A 15144-nucleotide genomic window follows, 5' to 3' on the forward strand; every position below is an offset into this window, starting at 1 on the left:
CCCCAGTTGCGAACGGCACAGCCGGAAAACGTCACCCCCTCGGCGACAATATCCACCGCATTGCCCTGCCCGCCCGGGTCAATCACCGTCGCGGCATGGCAAGACACAGACACCCCGGGTACCCGGATTGCCAGAGACGACATCTGCTCAGGGGGAAGCTCAAAGCTCACGCCCGGCTCCAGGGCATCAAGCTGTTCTTGCAGGTCCGCTTGCGCGGTCAGCGATAACAGAGCGACTGTCAGGGCCACTCCATAACGCAACTGTGGATACATCAATGTCTCTCTATAAAGCGAAAAGGTTGCAGAGGCCTGCACTCAAGCTTGGCGAACCAAGAGGGAAGCCCTTTCCAAAACTGTGCGGAGCCATGGATGGCGGAGCCCAAGCGCCACAGGGATGTGCCGCCAGGAGCGTGTTTTGGAAGGCCTTGCCCGCCCCGCGTCACCACCGAGTCAATGTTAGAAAGTTTCGTAAATTCCCGCCATTTCATCGTCTTGTAACCGAAGATCAGGCATTTTTAGTCCGTTCTTATACTAAGATCGTAACCAAAATTAACGAAAAAATGGTATCTTAGTAGGTCTATCAAAAGTTCCTAATCAGTCATTGCTCAGGTCGGACGTTCAAAAGACGCCTGACCCCGCCATGACCGTCCTGAACCCACCCATTAGCCTGAGGACGAAAATGACATCATCCAAAGCCAAGATTGTCTACACACTGACCGACGAGGCCCCAGCCCTCGCGACACGGTCGCTTCTTCCCATCCTGGAAACTTACGCCAAGCCGGCTGGTATTGAGTTCGAAACCAGCGACATCTCTCTCGCGGCGCGTATTCTGGCGAATTTCCCGGACTTTCTGGAAGAAAATCAGCGGGTTCCGGATGCCCTGGCCGAACTGGGTGAATACACCAAGGACCCGGACGCCAATATTATTAAACTGCCGAATATTTCTGCCTCCATCCCGCAGCTGCGCGCAGCTATCAAAGAGCTGAACGAGCAGGGCTACAAGGTGCCGGAGTACCTCGAGCACCCGAAGACCGACGAAGAGAAAGAAATCCAGTCCCGCTACGCGAAGGTTCTGGGCAGTGCCGTAAACCCGGTGCTTCGTGAAGGCAACTCCGACCGTCGCGCGCCGGCGGCCGTCAAAGCCTTTGCCCGCAAATACCCGCACACCATGGGTGAATGGAGCCCGGCCTCACGCACCCACGTGGCCCACATGCGCGGTGGCGACTTCTACTCCAGTGAGCAGTCTGTAACCCTCGACAAGGCCACCAAAGCCAACATCGTGTTCGAGAACAAGCAGGGTAAGCAGACCGTTCTGAAATCCGACCTGCCCCTGCAGGAAGGCGAAGTGCTCGACGGCATGTTCATGAGCAAGAAGGCGCTGGTGAAGTTCTTCGAGGATGCCATCGAAGACTGCGAAAAGACCGGTGTCATGTTCTCCCTGCACGTGAAAGCCACCATGATGAAAATCTCCCACCCGATCGTGTTCGGTCACGCGGTGAAGGTTTTCTACAAGGACCTGTTCGACAAGTACGGTGAGCTGTTCGACGAGATTGGCGTGAACCCGAACAACGGCCTTTCCAGCGTGGTCGAGAAGATCAAGCAACTGCCGGAATCCAAGCAGGAACAGATCCAGGAAGACCTGCACGCCTGTTACGAGCACCGTCCGGAAATTGCCATGGTGGATTCGGTCAAGGGCATCACCAACCTGCACGTGCCCAGTGACGTTATCGTTGATGCGTCCATGCCGGCCATGATCCGTAACTCCGGCAAGATGTGGGCCCGGGACAACAAGCTCAAGGACACCAAGGCGGTTATGCCGGAGTCCACCTACGCCACCATCTACCAGGAAGTGATCAACTTCTGTAAGACCCACGGCGCCTTCGATCCCACCACCATGGGTACCGTGCCGAACGTCGGTCTGATGGCCCAGAAAGCCGAAGAGTACGGCTCCCACGACAAGACCTTTGAGATCAAGGAAGACGGTATTGTTCGCATCGTTGCCGAAGACGGCACCGTTCTGACCGAGCATAACGTCGAGAAGGGCGATATCTGGCGCGCCTGCCAGACCAAGGACCTGCCGATCCGTGACTGGGTCAAGCTGGCGGTCAATCGCGCCCGCGCCACCGGCATGCCGGCGGTGTTCTGGCTCGACGACGAGCGTGCCCACGATGCCCAGCTGATCAAGAAGGTGAACACCTACCTGAAGGATCACGATACCGAAGGCCTGGATATCCGCATCATGTCGCCGGTTCGCGCCATCCGCTGGACCATGGAACGTCTGATTCGTGGCCTGGATACCATCTCCGTGACCGGTAACGTTCTGCGTGACTACCTCACCGACCTTTTCCCGATTCTGGAGCTGGGCACCAGCGCCAAGATGCTGTCCATCGTTCCCCTGCTCAACGGCGGTGGCCTGTACGAGACCGGTGCCGGTGGTTCCGCGCCCAAGCACGTGCAGCAGCTGATCCAGGAGAACCACCTGCGCTGGGATTCCCTGGGCGAGTTCCTGGCTACTGCGGTCTCCCTGGACGAGCTGGGCGAGAAGCAGAACAACGAGCGTGCGCGCCTGTTGGGTCAGACCCTGGACAAGGCCACCGAGCGCCTGCTGGAAAATAACCAGTCTCCGTCCCGGGTGACCGGCGAGCTGGACAACCGTGGTTCCCACTTCCATCTGGCCCGTTACTGGGCCGAAGAGCTGGCCAACCAGGACAGCGACAAGGAGCTGAAGGAGTTCTTTACCAAGCTGTCCGCACAGCTGGAAGAGAACAAGGACAAGATCCTGGAAGAGATGACTGTGGTTCAGGGCCACCCGGCGGATATCGGTGGTTACTACCACCCGCCGATGGAAAAGGTCTGCGAAGTGATGCAGCCCAGTGCCACGCTGAACAAGATCCTCGAGGATGCCCGTGCATCCGTGAAGTAAATCAGCGTCAAAGCATCCGGGTCCGCCCGGATGCGATCCGAAAAAACCGGACAACCCTGGCGGGTTCTCCGGTTTTTTTGCGGCTATCCCGGTCGGTCAGTCCTCGTCCGGTTCGTCCTGGAAGCCTTTGCCGGTCTCGCCGGCGCGCCGCAACTGGATGAGGGTAAGCGGCGGCCCCACCAGTTCAAAGATCACGGTGGCACCAATGACCAGGGGCAGAATATAGGTCAGCTCTGGCAGCCGTTCGGTGGCCAGCAGTGCCAGGCCCAGGGCAACACCGGCCTGGGGCATGAGGCAGGCGCCAATCCGTTTGCGGGTGTGGGGAGCGGAACCGGCCAGATAGCCGCCAAACCGCCCGCCGGCCAGTCGGCCTGCAATCCGGGCGGCAACATAGGCGAGGCCAAGCGCGCCAAGGGTTGGCAGCATCTCCCATTCAAGCTGGTAGCCAGCCATGAAAAAGAACAGCGCCAGGAAAGGCTCGGAAATGCCTTCTATCGAGCGGAATGGGCGCACATGATGCCTTGCCCGGTTGGCGACCACGATGCCCAGAGTCATGCAGGTAAGTAGGTAGGAAAGGCCAAGAAACGACGCAATGCCGGCGGCCACGAAGACGAAACCGGCAGATTCCAGCAACATGGGCTCTCCGGGCCGCAGTCGTCCGGTGAGCCAGGCCATGGGCAATCCCAGGATAATGCCCAGCAGAACCGCCCCTCCAACATCCAGCAATCCGATCCCAAGGGTTGAAAGCCCGGTGCCGCCATTGCCCAGCAGCAATTGGGCGCCGACCAGGCAGACACTGAACAGGATCGCGCCCCAGGCGTCGTCGATGGCGACCACCTGAAACACCAGTCGAGTCAACGGACCGTTGGCACCCGCCTCTTTCAGCGTATCCAGTGTTGCTGCCGGCGCCGTTGCCGTTGCGATGGAACCAAGGAGCAGTGCAGCGGGAAGATTCCGGGTAACCAGCCAGACTGCGACGGCAACAAACGCCGCCGTCACGAGTGTGACGGCAAGGCTTACTATCACCGCTTCCCGACCCTCTGCCAGATTCTTCACCGCCATCCGTTCACCCAGCAGGAAGCCGACCATGGCCAGGGTGAGCTGGGTAATGAAGCCGAAGTGGGCGTCGGAGCCCTGGGGCAGAAGGTCCAGCAGGTCCGGCCCGGCAAGCGCGCCAAGCAAGAGCAACAGGGTGACCCTGGGCACGTGTATGCGTTGGCCGATACCATGCGCGGCCAGCGCCAGCAGCAGGGTGCCGCCGACTAATAGCAGGTCCGTTGCGTGGTTCAAGGCTTACTCCTGATGGAGGGGGACAAAACCGCCGTTCACCAGTGTTGCCAGATCCCGGGGGGCAAGCTCAATCTCCAGGCCCCGTCGCCCGGCGCTGACGTAAATGGTGTCAAAGCCCAGGGCCGAATCGTCGATAAAGGTTTTCAGCTTCTTCTTCTGCCCCAGTGGGCTTACACCGCCCAGAACATAGCCGGTGGTGCGTTCAACCGCCTGTTTGTCGGCCATGGCCGCTTTCTTTCCGTGCGCCGCCCGGGCAATCAGTTTCATGTTGAGCATGGTGGTCACCGGCACGATACCCACCACCAGTTCCTTGCCATCGATGGCCACAACCAGCGTCTTGAACACCCGGGCCGGATCCACGCCGGTTTTCTCGGCAGCCTCCGTGCCATAGCTTTCGCTGGCCGGATCGTGATCATACTCGTGAATTGTGTGGGGCACTGCAGCCTTGCGTGCCGCATTAATGCCAGGTGTCATGCTCAACTCCCGTAAGGCGTCCAGAGACCGGAAATTAAAGCAGCTAAGCGCCACTGCAACAACTGCCCGGAGCCATGGGGCAGAAAGCGATTTTACCGAGCATGACATTTGCCGCTCGACTTAAGGACCCGTTATGACTATTTTTCGTACATTATAAACGTCCAAACACCAACGGCTGTGTATTCATGGAGCCTTCGCGGCCAGACCCTCAAGGAATGAAAACATTGGAAGATAACCGGACACCCCTGCGGCGAGCAGGCTGGGCTGCACTGGTCTATCTGATCGCTGGCTTTGCCTGGATTGCGTTTTCCGATACCGCCGCCGAGGCGTGGTTCCCGGACCCTCAGACCTATGCGTTGATTCAGACCTGGAAGGGCTTCCTGTTTGTCCTGACCACGGGCCTGGTGTTGTTCCTGGTGCTCTTGCGTCAGCTGACGAAGGACCGGGCCCTGCTTACCCTGCAACACAACCAGCGCCAGGCCCTGCGCAAACGGGAACGTCAGCTACAGGTTCTCATGGACAACCTCCCCGGTATGGCATACCGGTGCCGTTATGATCGGCACTGGACCATGCTGTTTGTTTCACAGGGCTGCGCCCGTCTGACCGGCTACGAGCCTGACGACCTCATCAATAACCGGGTGACCAGTTACGCCAGCTTGTTGGATGAAGAGGACAACGAACGGATCCTGCAGGAAGTACAGGCGGCTCTGGACAAGGATGAATCCTTTTCGCTGGAATACGGCCTTACCCGACAGGATGGCAGCCGGATATGGGTGTGGGAGCGTGGCCGGGGCATCGAAGAAGACGATGGCTCCGTTGTGCTTGAGGGCATCGTCCTTGATATTTCAGATCGAAAGACCCTTGAAAACGAGCTGGAAGAAATGGCCACCCGTGATCCGTTGACCGGCCTTTTCAACCGCCGGGAAATGTCCAGGGTTCTGGAGGAGGAGCTGGAACGGGCCCGCCGGTATCAGAGGCCCATGGTTGTACTCTGGATCGATTTCGATCATTTCAAGGATATAAACGACACCTTCGGTCATGCTGCCGGCGATTCGGTTCTCCGTTCTATCAGTCGCCTGTTGTTGGGCAGTGTGCGCAGTGTCGACTCCATCGGCCGGTTCGGTGGTGAGGAGTTCGTTATTGTGTTGCCGGAAATGGATCTTGGCGAAGCTCAGGAGACGGCCGAGCGGCTCCGACGCAAAGTGGCCGAAGAGCCTCAGCCGCTTGGCAATGGCGAGGTCGTGCCCCTGACCATCAGTGTCGGTGTTGCGGTGTATCCCGACCACGGGCAGACTGCCTCTGCGCTGTGTGCCGCCGCAGACAAGGCCATGTATCTGGCCAAGGACCGCGGCCGAAACTGTGTCGCCATGGCGCACCTGCACGACCCGGTCCATAATCAGTAATGAGATCAGTATTTCGGACGGGGTGGAGGCAGTGACGCCCGCCTCAATGCGGCCCGGCCAATGCGTGCCCGGTTTGTTCCATTAAAGATAGAAAAACAACAATCGTACAGATAAAGGTTTGAACTGATGAACCGACTTGCCCGCCGTGCCCTCCATAGCAGTCAGATTCCCGAGGATCTCGAATCCGTCACCTTCCGGGATGATGCCGGTGAAAGCCCTGCCGCTGCGGGCGTCAGCCAGGAAACGGTGGATGCTCTGTGGCACAGCGTCCAGAACCTGTACCGGACGGGCGTGCACCCGGGGATCCAGATTTCCATCCGCCACAGGGGCGAGCAGGTGCTGCACCGGGCCATTGGCCATGCCAGTGGCAACGGCCCCCATGATCCGCGAGATGCAGTGAAAGTCCCGATGACCACCGATACGCCGATCTGCTACTTCTCTGCTTCCAAGGCGGTGACTGCGTTGCTGATGCACATGCTGGCAGAGCAGGGGCTGGTAAACCTGATGGATCCGGTGTCCTACTACTGTCCGGAGTTCGGGGTAAATGGTAAGAGGACAATCACCGTTCACCAGATACTCTCACACCGGGGTGGCATTCCTGCGATTCCCCGGGAAACACCGATTGATGTGCTCTGGGACAACGACGAAATCTGGCGTCTGCTCTGCGCGGCCCGGCCGGTGGAAGTGGACGGTGCCAAGGTGGCCTATCACGCAATCACCGGCGGTTTTGTGCTCCAGCGGGTACTGGAACGGGTGACTGGCGACACCATCGAGAACTATCTCGACAAGCATTTGCGTCGGCCAATGGGTATGAAGTGGTTTACCTACGGTATTGCCCCGGAGCACCTGAATGATCTGGCCAGCAACTATGCCACCGGGCCAACACCCCGCTTTCCGGTGTCCTGGATCGTCAACCGGGCGCTTGGCGGCGATATCCGCACGGTTGAGCGGGTTACCAATGATCCACGGTTCCAGGAGGCGGTGATTCCGGCGGGAAACCTGTGCGGGACTGCCGAGGAAATGAGTCGTTTCTTCCAGATGATGTTGAACGGCGGACTCTGGAACGGTCGGAGAATCTGCAGTGAAATTACCATCCGCCGGGCCATCCAGCAGTTCGGTTCCCTGCAGATAGACCGCACCATGATGATACCCATGCGCTTCAGTGCGGGCATGATGCTGGGTGGCAACCCGGTGGGGCTATGGGGTCAGAACAGCCGGTTTGCCTTTGGTCATGTTGGTCTGATTAACAAGCTGTGCTGGGCAGACGCTGCCCGTGATATTTCCGTCAGCCTGTTGAACACGGGCATCCCGATTGTTGGCCACCATCTGCCGGCGCTGGCGAAATTCGTGTATACCGTGGGTAACCGTTTTCCGCTGATACCGGAGCACCGGCGACCACTGATCGCCGCCTGAGGCGTCGGTCCTAGAGTGTTCTGAGCTGGGCTTCCAGGATACCCAGCACTGATGACAGGATGTCCCGGAAATCTGTCAGTGTCTGGGTGCGCTGGATCACGTCCTCGCGGTTTTCATCGAGCCGCTCCAGTTTCGGCACGACCCGGCGGATGCCTTCGGTAATCACCTCATAAGGATAATGGTGGTCCTGGACACTGAGCTTGTTTATCTCGGCCACCTCCTGGCTGAAGATGCTGATAATGTCGTACAGCATGTCCTTGTGGTGAATGCTGCTGGCTTCCCAGTAGGCGTCATCCAGCAGTTCCAGCAGCGACAGATATTCACGAAGTGTATCCGCCACGGATGTCTGGGTCATGGGAGCTCCTGTCGGTGCACAATGTTGTATCTACAGGGAACTATAGCAGGGCTTCTGTCGTGTGGATGACAGAAGGATCGGCAAGGCTCAAAATAAAAATGAAACTCTATTCATTTTAATTGCACTCTGTCGGACAGTTGTGCAGACTTGCGCGATGGGAAATGGATCTATCACGACTCAATGGACGAGAAGCCGAATGGACAAGCCCACACCCCCCAGCGACCAGACCGCCTCCCGCGAGGTGAAGCTGGACCACCACGACAGCGTTCGCAACCATGTGCACCAGCAGGTGCGCTCGGAAGTTGAACGGCTTGAACGCCGCATTGAAACCCTCCGTCTTGTCAAAGCGCCTCATGCGGCCATCATGATCTCCACCTATGAACGGATGATCGACCGCAAGAAGGGTTTCCTGCAAAACTGGGATCTCAGGGACCGGGGCCCCAGCTAGCGTTCGGTGATGGCCACCGTTGTCCAGCTGGTAATTGCATCGGCATCTTCCTGGTAGGTGCAATTGGCCGGGTTCGGGATGGTGTCCTGGTCGTCTGTTGAGTCAGGGTCGTCTATGCGCGCCGGTTCGCCGTCGGAGGCAAAAATCCTGACCAGCTCCACGTTGTAATCCAGCTCGATTCTCAGGCAGTCGGGATGGTTGTCTTCCCCGGTATACCCCGGATAGCGGTCGAGCTTGATGACCTCGGATTCGTCATTCTTGATAAACAGCGTGTCGGTGTTTTCGTCAATGAAATCCTGGCGCAGTTCAATACTGCCATGGCTCCGGCTCAGGTAGTCGGCAGTGGCGAATTCGGTTGGGCTGTAGCCCAACGTCATGAAGCTGTTGGCATCAAACCGGCTGCCTGCCAGCACGCTGACCAGTTCCGGCTGGTCCGCCTGATCCTCTTCGGCCACGCTGCGGCTGACATACTGGATGGTACGGTACACCTTGTTCTCGAGATCCGACCCTTCCGGGCCATCCGGAAGATAGCGCCAGTCCAGGGTTGGGTAGATCCAGAGCTGGTCGTTCAGCGGAAGATCGGCAATCACCGCCGACTGGTCTGTGAACCGGATCCGGGCACCGTTACCCCGGGTGTTGTAGGTGCCCGCGGCGCCATCGGCAATTCGTTGACTGATATACCGTTTGCCTTCCTGGAAGTTGGTGACTTCGCCAGAGGCCAGCACCTGATTCATCAGGTCCAGCGGATTGCGAACGCTGTCATAACTGGTCCCCATGTCCGTTGGCGTGGCACGGGTGAAAATCTCGATGTGGCTGCGTATTTCGCCGGTGGTTGCCAGGTCGTCGGGGTCGTCTGCCGCGGGCTGGATGCCCCGGTAAAAATCCCAGAAACGGGTGTTGCCGAGATTGTCCGGGGCCACCTCGGTGTTTTCCAGATTGAAGCTCGAGAAAGTCAGATCCACATTGGTGGCGGGATTGAACGCCGAAGGGCCGGTGTCCTCAAGCCCGCAGCCGCTCAGGGCAAGCGTGGTCACGGAAACAGCAGCGAAAATGCAGGAATGTCTCATTTCAGAAGGCCCCGGGATGCGAAAAACGGTGTAAACGGCTAAAGTGAGTCACCAGGACGATATAGCCCCGGTGCGGGTACTGACAGTAAAACAAAAAACAGGTATCTACCCTCGCGGAGATCACATTTTGCGGCAACGGCTTGAATCGGCGCTCCCAGCGGTGACGTCTTTGATGGTAGTCCTGCTGTTCCTGGCCTCGGCCCTGCTGCCGTCTTCGGCCGGTGCAGCCGGGCCCTGCCGTGATGGTGAAGTTGTCCTGGACGCCGGCGTTGAGAGTATCCGTGATCTTGGCGGCTGTATCTGGTACCTGGAGGATCCCGGCCAGGCGCTGACCCTGGATGAGGTTCGCAAACTGGAATCGGGCGCCTTTACCCGCCACGAAGGCGGCGTCTTGAACTTCGGCTACACCGAGTCGGCATACTGGGTGCGACTGGATCTGCGCTCCGCCCGAAACCTCGACCAGAACGGATGGATCCTGGAGCTTGCCCTGCCACTGGTGGATGAAGTCGCCCTGTTCATGGTCCGGGACGGAGCCCTGATCGAGCAGCGCCAGGCCGGCTACGAGGATAACTGGGTTGAACGGGACCTGGCGGTGCCGAACCCCACATTCCGCCTTTCGCTGGCACCGGATACGCTCAACCACGTCTATCTTCGGGTGGTCAACACCAACACCTTCCGTTTACCGATCAGCCTGTGGCACCCGGACAGCTACATTGAAAAAGTCTCGGTGGATGAACTGGTGCGGGGCATCCTGCTCGGTGCGGTGCTCGCCATTCTCGCCTATAACCTGTTCGTTGCGGTCTCCGTGCGCGAGCGGAGCAACATTTATTACGTGCTCTACCTGGTGTTCGCAACCATCTTTATCTTTACCGAACAGGTCCACGGTATTCAGTTGCTTGAGAGCCGGCCGGCGATTTTCGACAAGCAGTTCCTTCACTTCCAGATCATCCTGACCTGGTTCTGGGGCCTGCTGATGGCACGATCACTTCTGGAGACACGGGAACGGTCTGCCGACCTGGACCAGGTCATCCGCCTCTGTCTCTATTCGGTGGTTGCCACCTTCGTGCTGTCCCTGTTCCTGCCGTACCACGTGGCCATGGAATGGATTGTGGTTGGTTCCGTACTGCTGAGCCTGATCCTGATCGTCGTCAGTTATCTGTCCTGGCGTTATTACAACCCGGCGGCCCGTTCCTACTTCTTTGCCTGGACTCTGGCGCTGGTAGGCTTCGGCATCTACGCCCTGACGGTGATGGGTATACTGCCCCTTAACACCTTCACCGCCTACTCGCCCCAGTTTGGCCTGACTGCCCAGATTATCCTGTTCTCGTTTGCCCTGGCGGACCGGATAAAACAGGTCCAGGGCGAGGCACTGGGCTGGAGCCAGCGGGCGCTGTCGAATCTGCAGCGTTATCAGTCGCTGTTCGATAACGCCATCGAGGGGGTTTTCCAGATGTCCCCGGACCGGCGGTTTGTCACTGCCAATCCGGCCATGGCGCGTTTGCTGGGCTACAACAGCAGCCGGGAACTGCTCAAGCGGAATCCGGACGTACTGGAAACCTGCATCGCCGATGACCGCCTGCGGCGGCTGGTGATCGAACAGCTGGAGGCCCGGGGAACGGTCAAGGGCATTGAGGCCCGCTACCTGACCCGGGACGGCGACGAGCGCTGGGCCACCATCTCACTGCATACGGTTTATGACACCGAAGGCGAACCGACCCATCTGGAAGGTACCTGCATCGATGCAACCGAAAGCCACAACCGCCAGCGAATCGAGCGGGAGCGTGAGCAGGAGCGGCTGGAAAAGGAGTTGGCCCGCAACTCGGCGGAGGCAAAGAGTCAGTTCCTGGCCAATATGAGCCATGAAATCCGTACGCCGCTGGCGGCTATCATCGGTTACGGTGAAACCCTGCTTGATCCGGATCTCAGCGAGCCGGAGAAACGAAGCAGCGCCGAGACCGTGGTACGAAGTGGGCGCCATTTGCTGGACCTGGTCAACGACATCCTCGACCATTCGAAGATCGACGCCAACAAACTGGACGTGGATATCGTCTCGGTCAATCTGCCGGAACTCCTTGACGAAATCCGCGCCTTTTTTGCCCCCCGGGCCCGGGAGAAGGGGCTGGATTTCAGTATCATCTGCGAGTACCCCTTGCCGGAGCAGATCCTTACTGACCCCACCAGACTGCGCCAGATCATTATCAACCTGTGTGGCAATGCCCTGAAGTTCACCAACAAAGGTTCCATCTCCCTGGTGGTCCGCTGCGACCGCGAGCAGGAACTGCTGGTGGCCAGGGTGGTGGATACCGGCATTGGTATGAAACCGGAGCAGTTGGGAAGGCTCTTTGATCCGTTTGCCCAGGGCAGCGCTGCCATTTCCAGGCAGTATGGTGGCACCGGCCTCGGGCTCAGTATCTCGCGGCGTCTGGCAGAAATGCTCGGTGGCAGTATCCGGGTTAACAGCACCTATGGCGAGGGCAGCGAGTTTGAGCTGTCGATCCGGACCGGAGCACTGGATCAGGTGCATTTCCTGCGTGATGCGTCGGAGCTCAGCCAGCGCCGCAGGGCCATACCCATGGTGGTGGCACCGAGATTGTCCGGCCGAATCCTCTGTGCCGAAGACAACGACGTGAACCGACGTCTGGTCTCCCTGCTGGTGTCGCGAACCGGCGCCGATCTGATCCATGTGAACAATGGCGCCGAAGCCCTGGAGCTTGCCATACGTGAGCCCTTCGATCTGATACTGATGGACATCCAGATGCCGGTGATGAACGGCCGTGATGCCACGGCGGCGCTGCGGGAAGCCGGGGTCAATACGCCGGTCATCGCCCTGACCGCGAATGTGATGTCCGAAGACATTGCCGATTACCGGCTGGCGGGCTGCAACGAGCATCTGGCCAAGCCCATCGACAAGCAGCGGTTCTATGAGGCCCTGGCCCGGTACCTGTCGGTTGCCCCCGACATGGCCCAAAGTCCCGCGCCGCGCTTTCAGGGCACCGTGCTGGTCGCCGAAGACAATACCGAGAACCGCCAGCTGGTGGAGCGCATGCTGCGTCGGGAGGGGCTGGAAGTGCTGTCTGTTACCAGTGGCGAGGAGGCGGTCCGGGCGGCATTGTCCGATACCGTTCACCTGGTGCTGATGGACCGTCACATGCCCGGTATGGATGGCGTTGCTGCAACCAGATTACTGCGCCAGGCCGGGTTCCGGCGACCGGTGATTGCCTTTACGGCGGGTGACCAGCAGGAAACCGATGCCCTGCTTGATGCCGGTTGTGACGGGGTGCTGAACAAGCCTATTGATCAGTCCCACCTGAGGACCCTGCTGGATCGGTTGCTTGGTACTGGATCGGTAACCGCCACGGACTCCGGGGAGGATGCTGAAATTGCCCACCTGGTTGCGCAGTTCCTTGACGGCCTGTCTGGCCGCCGGGCCCGAATGGAAGCGGCGCTGGCGAAAGCCGATCGTGAGGCAATGAAAACCGAAGCCCATCAGATCAAGGGCACCGCGGGGGCTATGGGCTATCCGCTGATGACCCGACAGGCGGGTACCGTGGAAGAACTTCTGAAAGTCACCGAACCGGACTGGGACCGGGTTCGCAGCGAGCTGCAGGTACTCAGTGAAATGATAGGCCGTGCCCTCGACGCTGCCGAAACCCCGGGCTGACGTGCTTGAGAACAACCAACAGGAAGAACCCGATGAGTGAGCTGCCAGAACGCCGAGAACACCATTCCCTGAGCATGATGTACGGAACCTACGCGGACATCCTGTTTGTGCTGTTTCCGTTTTTGGTCATTGGTATGCAACGGTTGTGGGAAGGTCGGCTGTACGAAACCCTGCTGCGACCCGATCTGAGTATCGCCGCCGCCATTCTGGCCGGCCTTGCCATCGGCAAGTTTGTCCTGGGCCTGGTGACCAATCGGGATCTTGGACGCTACAAGGAGCGGATCGTCTTCTTCATCGCCCTGACCCTTTTCGTGGTACTGGGTCCGGCAATCATCCTGATTTTGAGTATACTGGGGAGCGCGGATGTTCCCGGTTTCGTAACCTTCGTTCAGCCGATTCTTCTGATCATTGCCATTTCCCTTTACACCACGGCCGTGAGCATCAGCAATATCCTCACACGATTTGGCATGGAAGACGCGAACACGGTTATTGACGATAACTCGCCACGGTCTGACGACAGCGAAATGGGCGAGCCGCGCCCGGCGCCGCTGGATCTGCCGCGGCGCACAGGCAACGACCCAACAGCTTGACAGGAGCAACCCTCATGACGGATCTGAAAGTGCTGGTAGTGGAAGATGAGCCAGTGATGCGAGAGCGGTTGGTGGACATGCTCTACAAGGCGGGCGCCACCAAGGTGATCGAGTGTATTGATGCGGCTTCCGCCAGGGCAGCTTTCAAGGCCGGGGAATTTCACATTATCCTGCTGGACCTGGGCCTGCCGGATGGCGACGGCCACGAGCTGATGCTGGAGTTCAAGGATGCCCGGGAGGAGCAGCACATTGTGCTGGTGACGGCCGACGATTCCATCGAGAGTATTCAGCGGGCGATCAGTGCCGGCGCTAACGGGTACGTGGTCAAGCCCTATTCCCAGGAAAAGATCCACGATGTGGTGAACAACTATGCCATGGTTCACGGCGGCGACATGGCGATGATGCAGGGTCTGAACCGGCGCCACTGACCGGTTCAGAACTACCAACGTCTGATCAGGCGACCTGCCGGGCAATCCACGAATTGTAACGGGTTGCCAGCGCCCTCACGTACCTCGCCTCGGCGTCATTCAGGTTGCCCAGAACGCCCTTGAAGATCCAGCCCCGCTCATAAACACCAAGCACCCGCTGTTCGTCATCCAGGTTGACGCGTTGATTCAGTTTTTTACAGATCGCATCCAGCAGCGGCAGCTTCTCCGGGCGCTTGATCGGGCCCTGACGATTGTTCATGGGCTGGTTTGCTGCACGAGTTGTCGGATGTCTTTTCATGATGTTCTCCTTGTCGTTTTGCGGCTGCAAAAACAAAAACCCCGGCGCCTGAAGCAACCGGGGTTTCGCGGAGAAGCTGACCCGGTCGCTACAAAGGCTCCCGGGACTGACCGAAAGCCGTTAGATGTCTTTCACCATCGCGCGCACAGACTGCACTGCATGGCAACCTGCTGCTGTGTAAGCAATAAACTGTGGAATCATTCTGTTCATACCGGCTCTTGTGTTTCGGTTCGACTACCAGTGTATAGGCTAATGGGCCGTTTGCAATAGGTCTGCATCTTCGGCAAACCCCTACAGACGGCCCCGTGGGCGCTTGGCATAATTTCCAGCGTCACGTGTTTTACGTTGTGCAATCCTGACTGCCTGCCGCGTCAGGCAGTCAATGGATCTCTCCTTTCTACGCAGCCTCTATGGCTGCGTTTTTTTTGCGGTAGTGGAATCTTCGTAGCCACTACTTCGTACAGATCTTTCCGGCTGTTCTGGCGATAATTTGCACACTACCTTTTCATTCATCGCCATAGACAGATAGAGGTTGAAACCTAGCAAAATGTCCGACGAAGCCGGATCTGCCAGAAGAAAGTTCCGTTCCCACGCATTGATTGAACTCGCCCTGATTGTAGCGCTGGGGCTATACCTGTTGGCCGCGCAGGAGCAGGTTGTGGGCGAGAACCTGGTGTTTACAGTCACGGGCGCCGCGCTCATGGCGCTGTTGACCTACTGGACCCTTAATACCCTCAGGGATGGTCTTGAAGTCATCGCATTGCGTGTACGCCAAGCCAGGCACTGATCGCCTGA

The 15144-nt window shown here is 58.7% G+C and carries 13 protein-coding genes and 1 pseudogene; 8 read left to right on the forward strand and 6 right to left on the reverse strand.

All coding sequences use genetic code 11. The annotated features are described in order from the left end of the window. Positions 1–272: pseudogene (locus QZ534_RS15595) on the reverse strand (copper-binding protein); the annotation flags it as partial. Between the two features lie 406 nt (positions 273–678). Here QZ534_RS15595 and QZ534_RS15600 point away from each other — a divergent pair. Next, on the forward strand, positions 679–2922 hold the full coding sequence (locus QZ534_RS15600; protein WP_296935688.1) for an NADP-dependent isocitrate dehydrogenase: 2244 nt from the start codon (positions 679–681) through the stop codon (positions 2920–2922). A 96-nt stretch (positions 2923–3018) separates the two neighbouring features. Here the strand turns inward: QZ534_RS15600 and QZ534_RS15605 are convergent, their stop codons facing one another. Together QZ534_RS15605 and ybaK are read right to left on the reverse strand one after the other, a co-directional pair. Next, positions 3019–4212, reverse strand: coding sequence for a cation:proton antiporter (locus tag QZ534_RS15605; protein WP_296935691.1), 1194 nt, complete (start codon positions 4210–4212; stop codon positions 3019–3021). A 3-nt stretch (positions 4213–4215) separates the two neighbouring features. Beyond that, positions 4216–4686 (reverse strand): Cys-tRNA(Pro) deacylase, encoded by a 471-nt coding sequence (gene ybaK, locus QZ534_RS15610; protein WP_296935694.1) that lies wholly within the window; start codon positions 4684–4686, stop codon positions 4216–4218. Positions 4687–4901: 215 nt separating this feature from the next. Between ybaK and QZ534_RS15615 the strand changes: the two genes are divergently transcribed. Together QZ534_RS15615 and QZ534_RS15620 are read left to right on the forward strand one after the other, a co-directional pair. Beyond that, the gene (locus tag QZ534_RS15615; RefSeq protein ID WP_296935697.1) at positions 4902–6089 is read left to right on the forward strand and encodes a sensor domain-containing diguanylate cyclase; all 1188 of its coding nucleotides are present in this window, start codon (positions 4902–4904) and stop codon (positions 6087–6089) included. A gap of 126 nt (positions 6090–6215) precedes the next feature. Then, on the forward strand, positions 6216–7502 hold the full coding sequence (locus tag QZ534_RS15620; RefSeq protein ID WP_296935699.1) for a serine hydrolase: 1287 nt from the start codon (positions 6216–6218) through the stop codon (positions 7500–7502). Positions 7503–7512: 10 nt separating this feature from the next. On the opposite strand, the gene QZ534_RS15625 is transcribed toward QZ534_RS15620, so the two are convergent. Further along, on the reverse strand, positions 7513–7857 hold the full coding sequence (locus QZ534_RS15625) for a hypothetical protein (protein ID WP_296935702.1): 345 nt from the start codon (positions 7855–7857) through the stop codon (positions 7513–7515). A 196-nt stretch (positions 7858–8053) separates the two neighbouring features. On the opposite strand from QZ534_RS15625, the gene QZ534_RS15630 reads away from it, so the two are divergent. Then, entirely contained in the window at positions 8054–8305 is a 252-nt protein-coding gene (locus tag QZ534_RS15630; RefSeq protein ID WP_296935704.1) for a hypothetical protein, read from the forward strand. Here QZ534_RS15630 and QZ534_RS15635 read toward each other — a convergent pair. Beyond that, positions 8302–9372 carry a hypothetical protein gene (locus QZ534_RS15635; RefSeq protein ID WP_296935706.1) on the reverse strand — a complete coding sequence of 357 codons (1071 nt, stop codon included), beginning with the start codon at positions 9370–9372 and terminating at the stop codon, positions 8302–8304. The two genes, QZ534_RS15630 and QZ534_RS15635, sit on opposite strands and share 4 nt — an antisense overlap. Before the next feature lie 172 nt (positions 9373–9544). Between QZ534_RS15635 and QZ534_RS15640 the strand changes: the two genes are divergently transcribed. The 3 genes from QZ534_RS15640 to QZ534_RS15650 are packed head-to-tail and all read left to right on the forward strand — an operon-like array spanning position 9545 to position 14051. Next, complete coding sequence (locus tag QZ534_RS15640) at positions 9545–13033, forward strand: response regulator (RefSeq protein WP_296935773.1); 3489 nt, start codon at positions 9545–9547, stop codon at positions 13031–13033. A gap of 32 nt (positions 13034–13065) precedes the next feature. After that, positions 13066–13623 (forward strand): hypothetical protein, encoded by a 558-nt coding sequence (locus tag QZ534_RS15645; protein ID WP_296935708.1) that lies wholly within the window; start codon positions 13066–13068, stop codon positions 13621–13623. 14 nt (positions 13624–13637) lie between these two features. Beyond that, positions 13638–14051 carry a response regulator gene (locus QZ534_RS15650; RefSeq protein WP_296935709.1) on the forward strand — a complete coding sequence of 138 codons (414 nt, stop codon included), beginning with the start codon at positions 13638–13640 and terminating at the stop codon, positions 14049–14051. A 25-nt stretch (positions 14052–14076) separates the two neighbouring features. Here QZ534_RS15650 and QZ534_RS15655 read toward each other — a convergent pair whose 3' ends face one another. After that, positions 14077–14349, reverse strand: a complete 273-nt coding sequence (locus tag QZ534_RS15655) for a hypothetical protein (RefSeq protein ID WP_296935711.1) — start codon at positions 14347–14349, stop codon at positions 14077–14079. A gap of 532 nt (positions 14350–14881) precedes the next feature. Between QZ534_RS15655 and QZ534_RS15660 the strand changes: the two genes are divergently transcribed. Beyond that, positions 14882–15136, forward strand: coding sequence for a hypothetical protein (locus QZ534_RS15660; RefSeq protein WP_296935713.1), 255 nt, complete (start codon positions 14882–14884; stop codon positions 15134–15136). Positions 15137–15144 lie beyond the last annotated feature (8 nt).

It is taken from the genome of uncultured Marinobacter sp. (genome assembly GCF_913055835.1).
GTDB lineage: Bacteria > Pseudomonadota > Gammaproteobacteria > Pseudomonadales > Oleiphilaceae > Marinobacter.

What these genes read in the sequence shown, in the direction of transcription:
- QZ534_RS15625 (WP_296935702.1), bottom strand. Translation starts at nt 7,857, where the DNA reads ATGACCCAGACATCCGTGGCGGATACACTTCGTGAATATCTGTCGCTG.
- QZ534_RS15655 (WP_296935711.1), bottom strand. Translation starts at nt 14,349, where the DNA reads ATGAAAAGACATCCGACAACTCGTGCAGCAAACCAGCCCATGAACAAT.
- QZ534_RS15620 (WP_296935699.1), top strand. Translation starts at nt 6,216, where the DNA reads ATGAACCGACTTGCCCGCCGTGCCCTCCATAGCAGTCAGATTCCCGAG.
- QZ534_RS15635 (WP_296935706.1), bottom strand. Translation starts at nt 9,372, where the DNA reads ATGAGACATTCCTGCATTTTCGCTGCTGTTTCCGTGACCACGCTTGCC.
- QZ534_RS15650 (WP_296935709.1), top strand. Translation starts at nt 13,638, where the DNA reads ATGACGGATCTGAAAGTGCTGGTAGTGGAAGATGAGCCAGTGATGCGA.
- QZ534_RS15645 (WP_296935708.1), top strand. Translation starts at nt 13,066, where the DNA reads ATGAGTGAGCTGCCAGAACGCCGAGAACACCATTCCCTGAGCATGATG.
- QZ534_RS15630 (WP_296935704.1), top strand. Translation starts at nt 8,054, where the DNA reads ATGGACAAGCCCACACCCCCCAGCGACCAGACCGCCTCCCGCGAGGTG.
- QZ534_RS15600 (WP_296935688.1), top strand. Translation starts at nt 679, where the DNA reads ATGACATCATCCAAAGCCAAGATTGTCTACACACTGACCGACGAGGCC.
- ybaK (WP_296935694.1), bottom strand. Translation starts at nt 4,686, where the DNA reads ATGACACCTGGCATTAATGCGGCACGCAAGGCTGCAGTGCCCCACACA.
- QZ534_RS15640 (WP_296935773.1), top strand. Translation starts at nt 9,545, where the DNA reads ATGGTAGTCCTGCTGTTCCTGGCCTCGGCCCTGCTGCCGTCTTCGGCC.
- QZ534_RS15615 (WP_296935697.1), top strand. Translation starts at nt 4,902, where the DNA reads ATGAAAACATTGGAAGATAACCGGACACCCCTGCGGCGAGCAGGCTGG.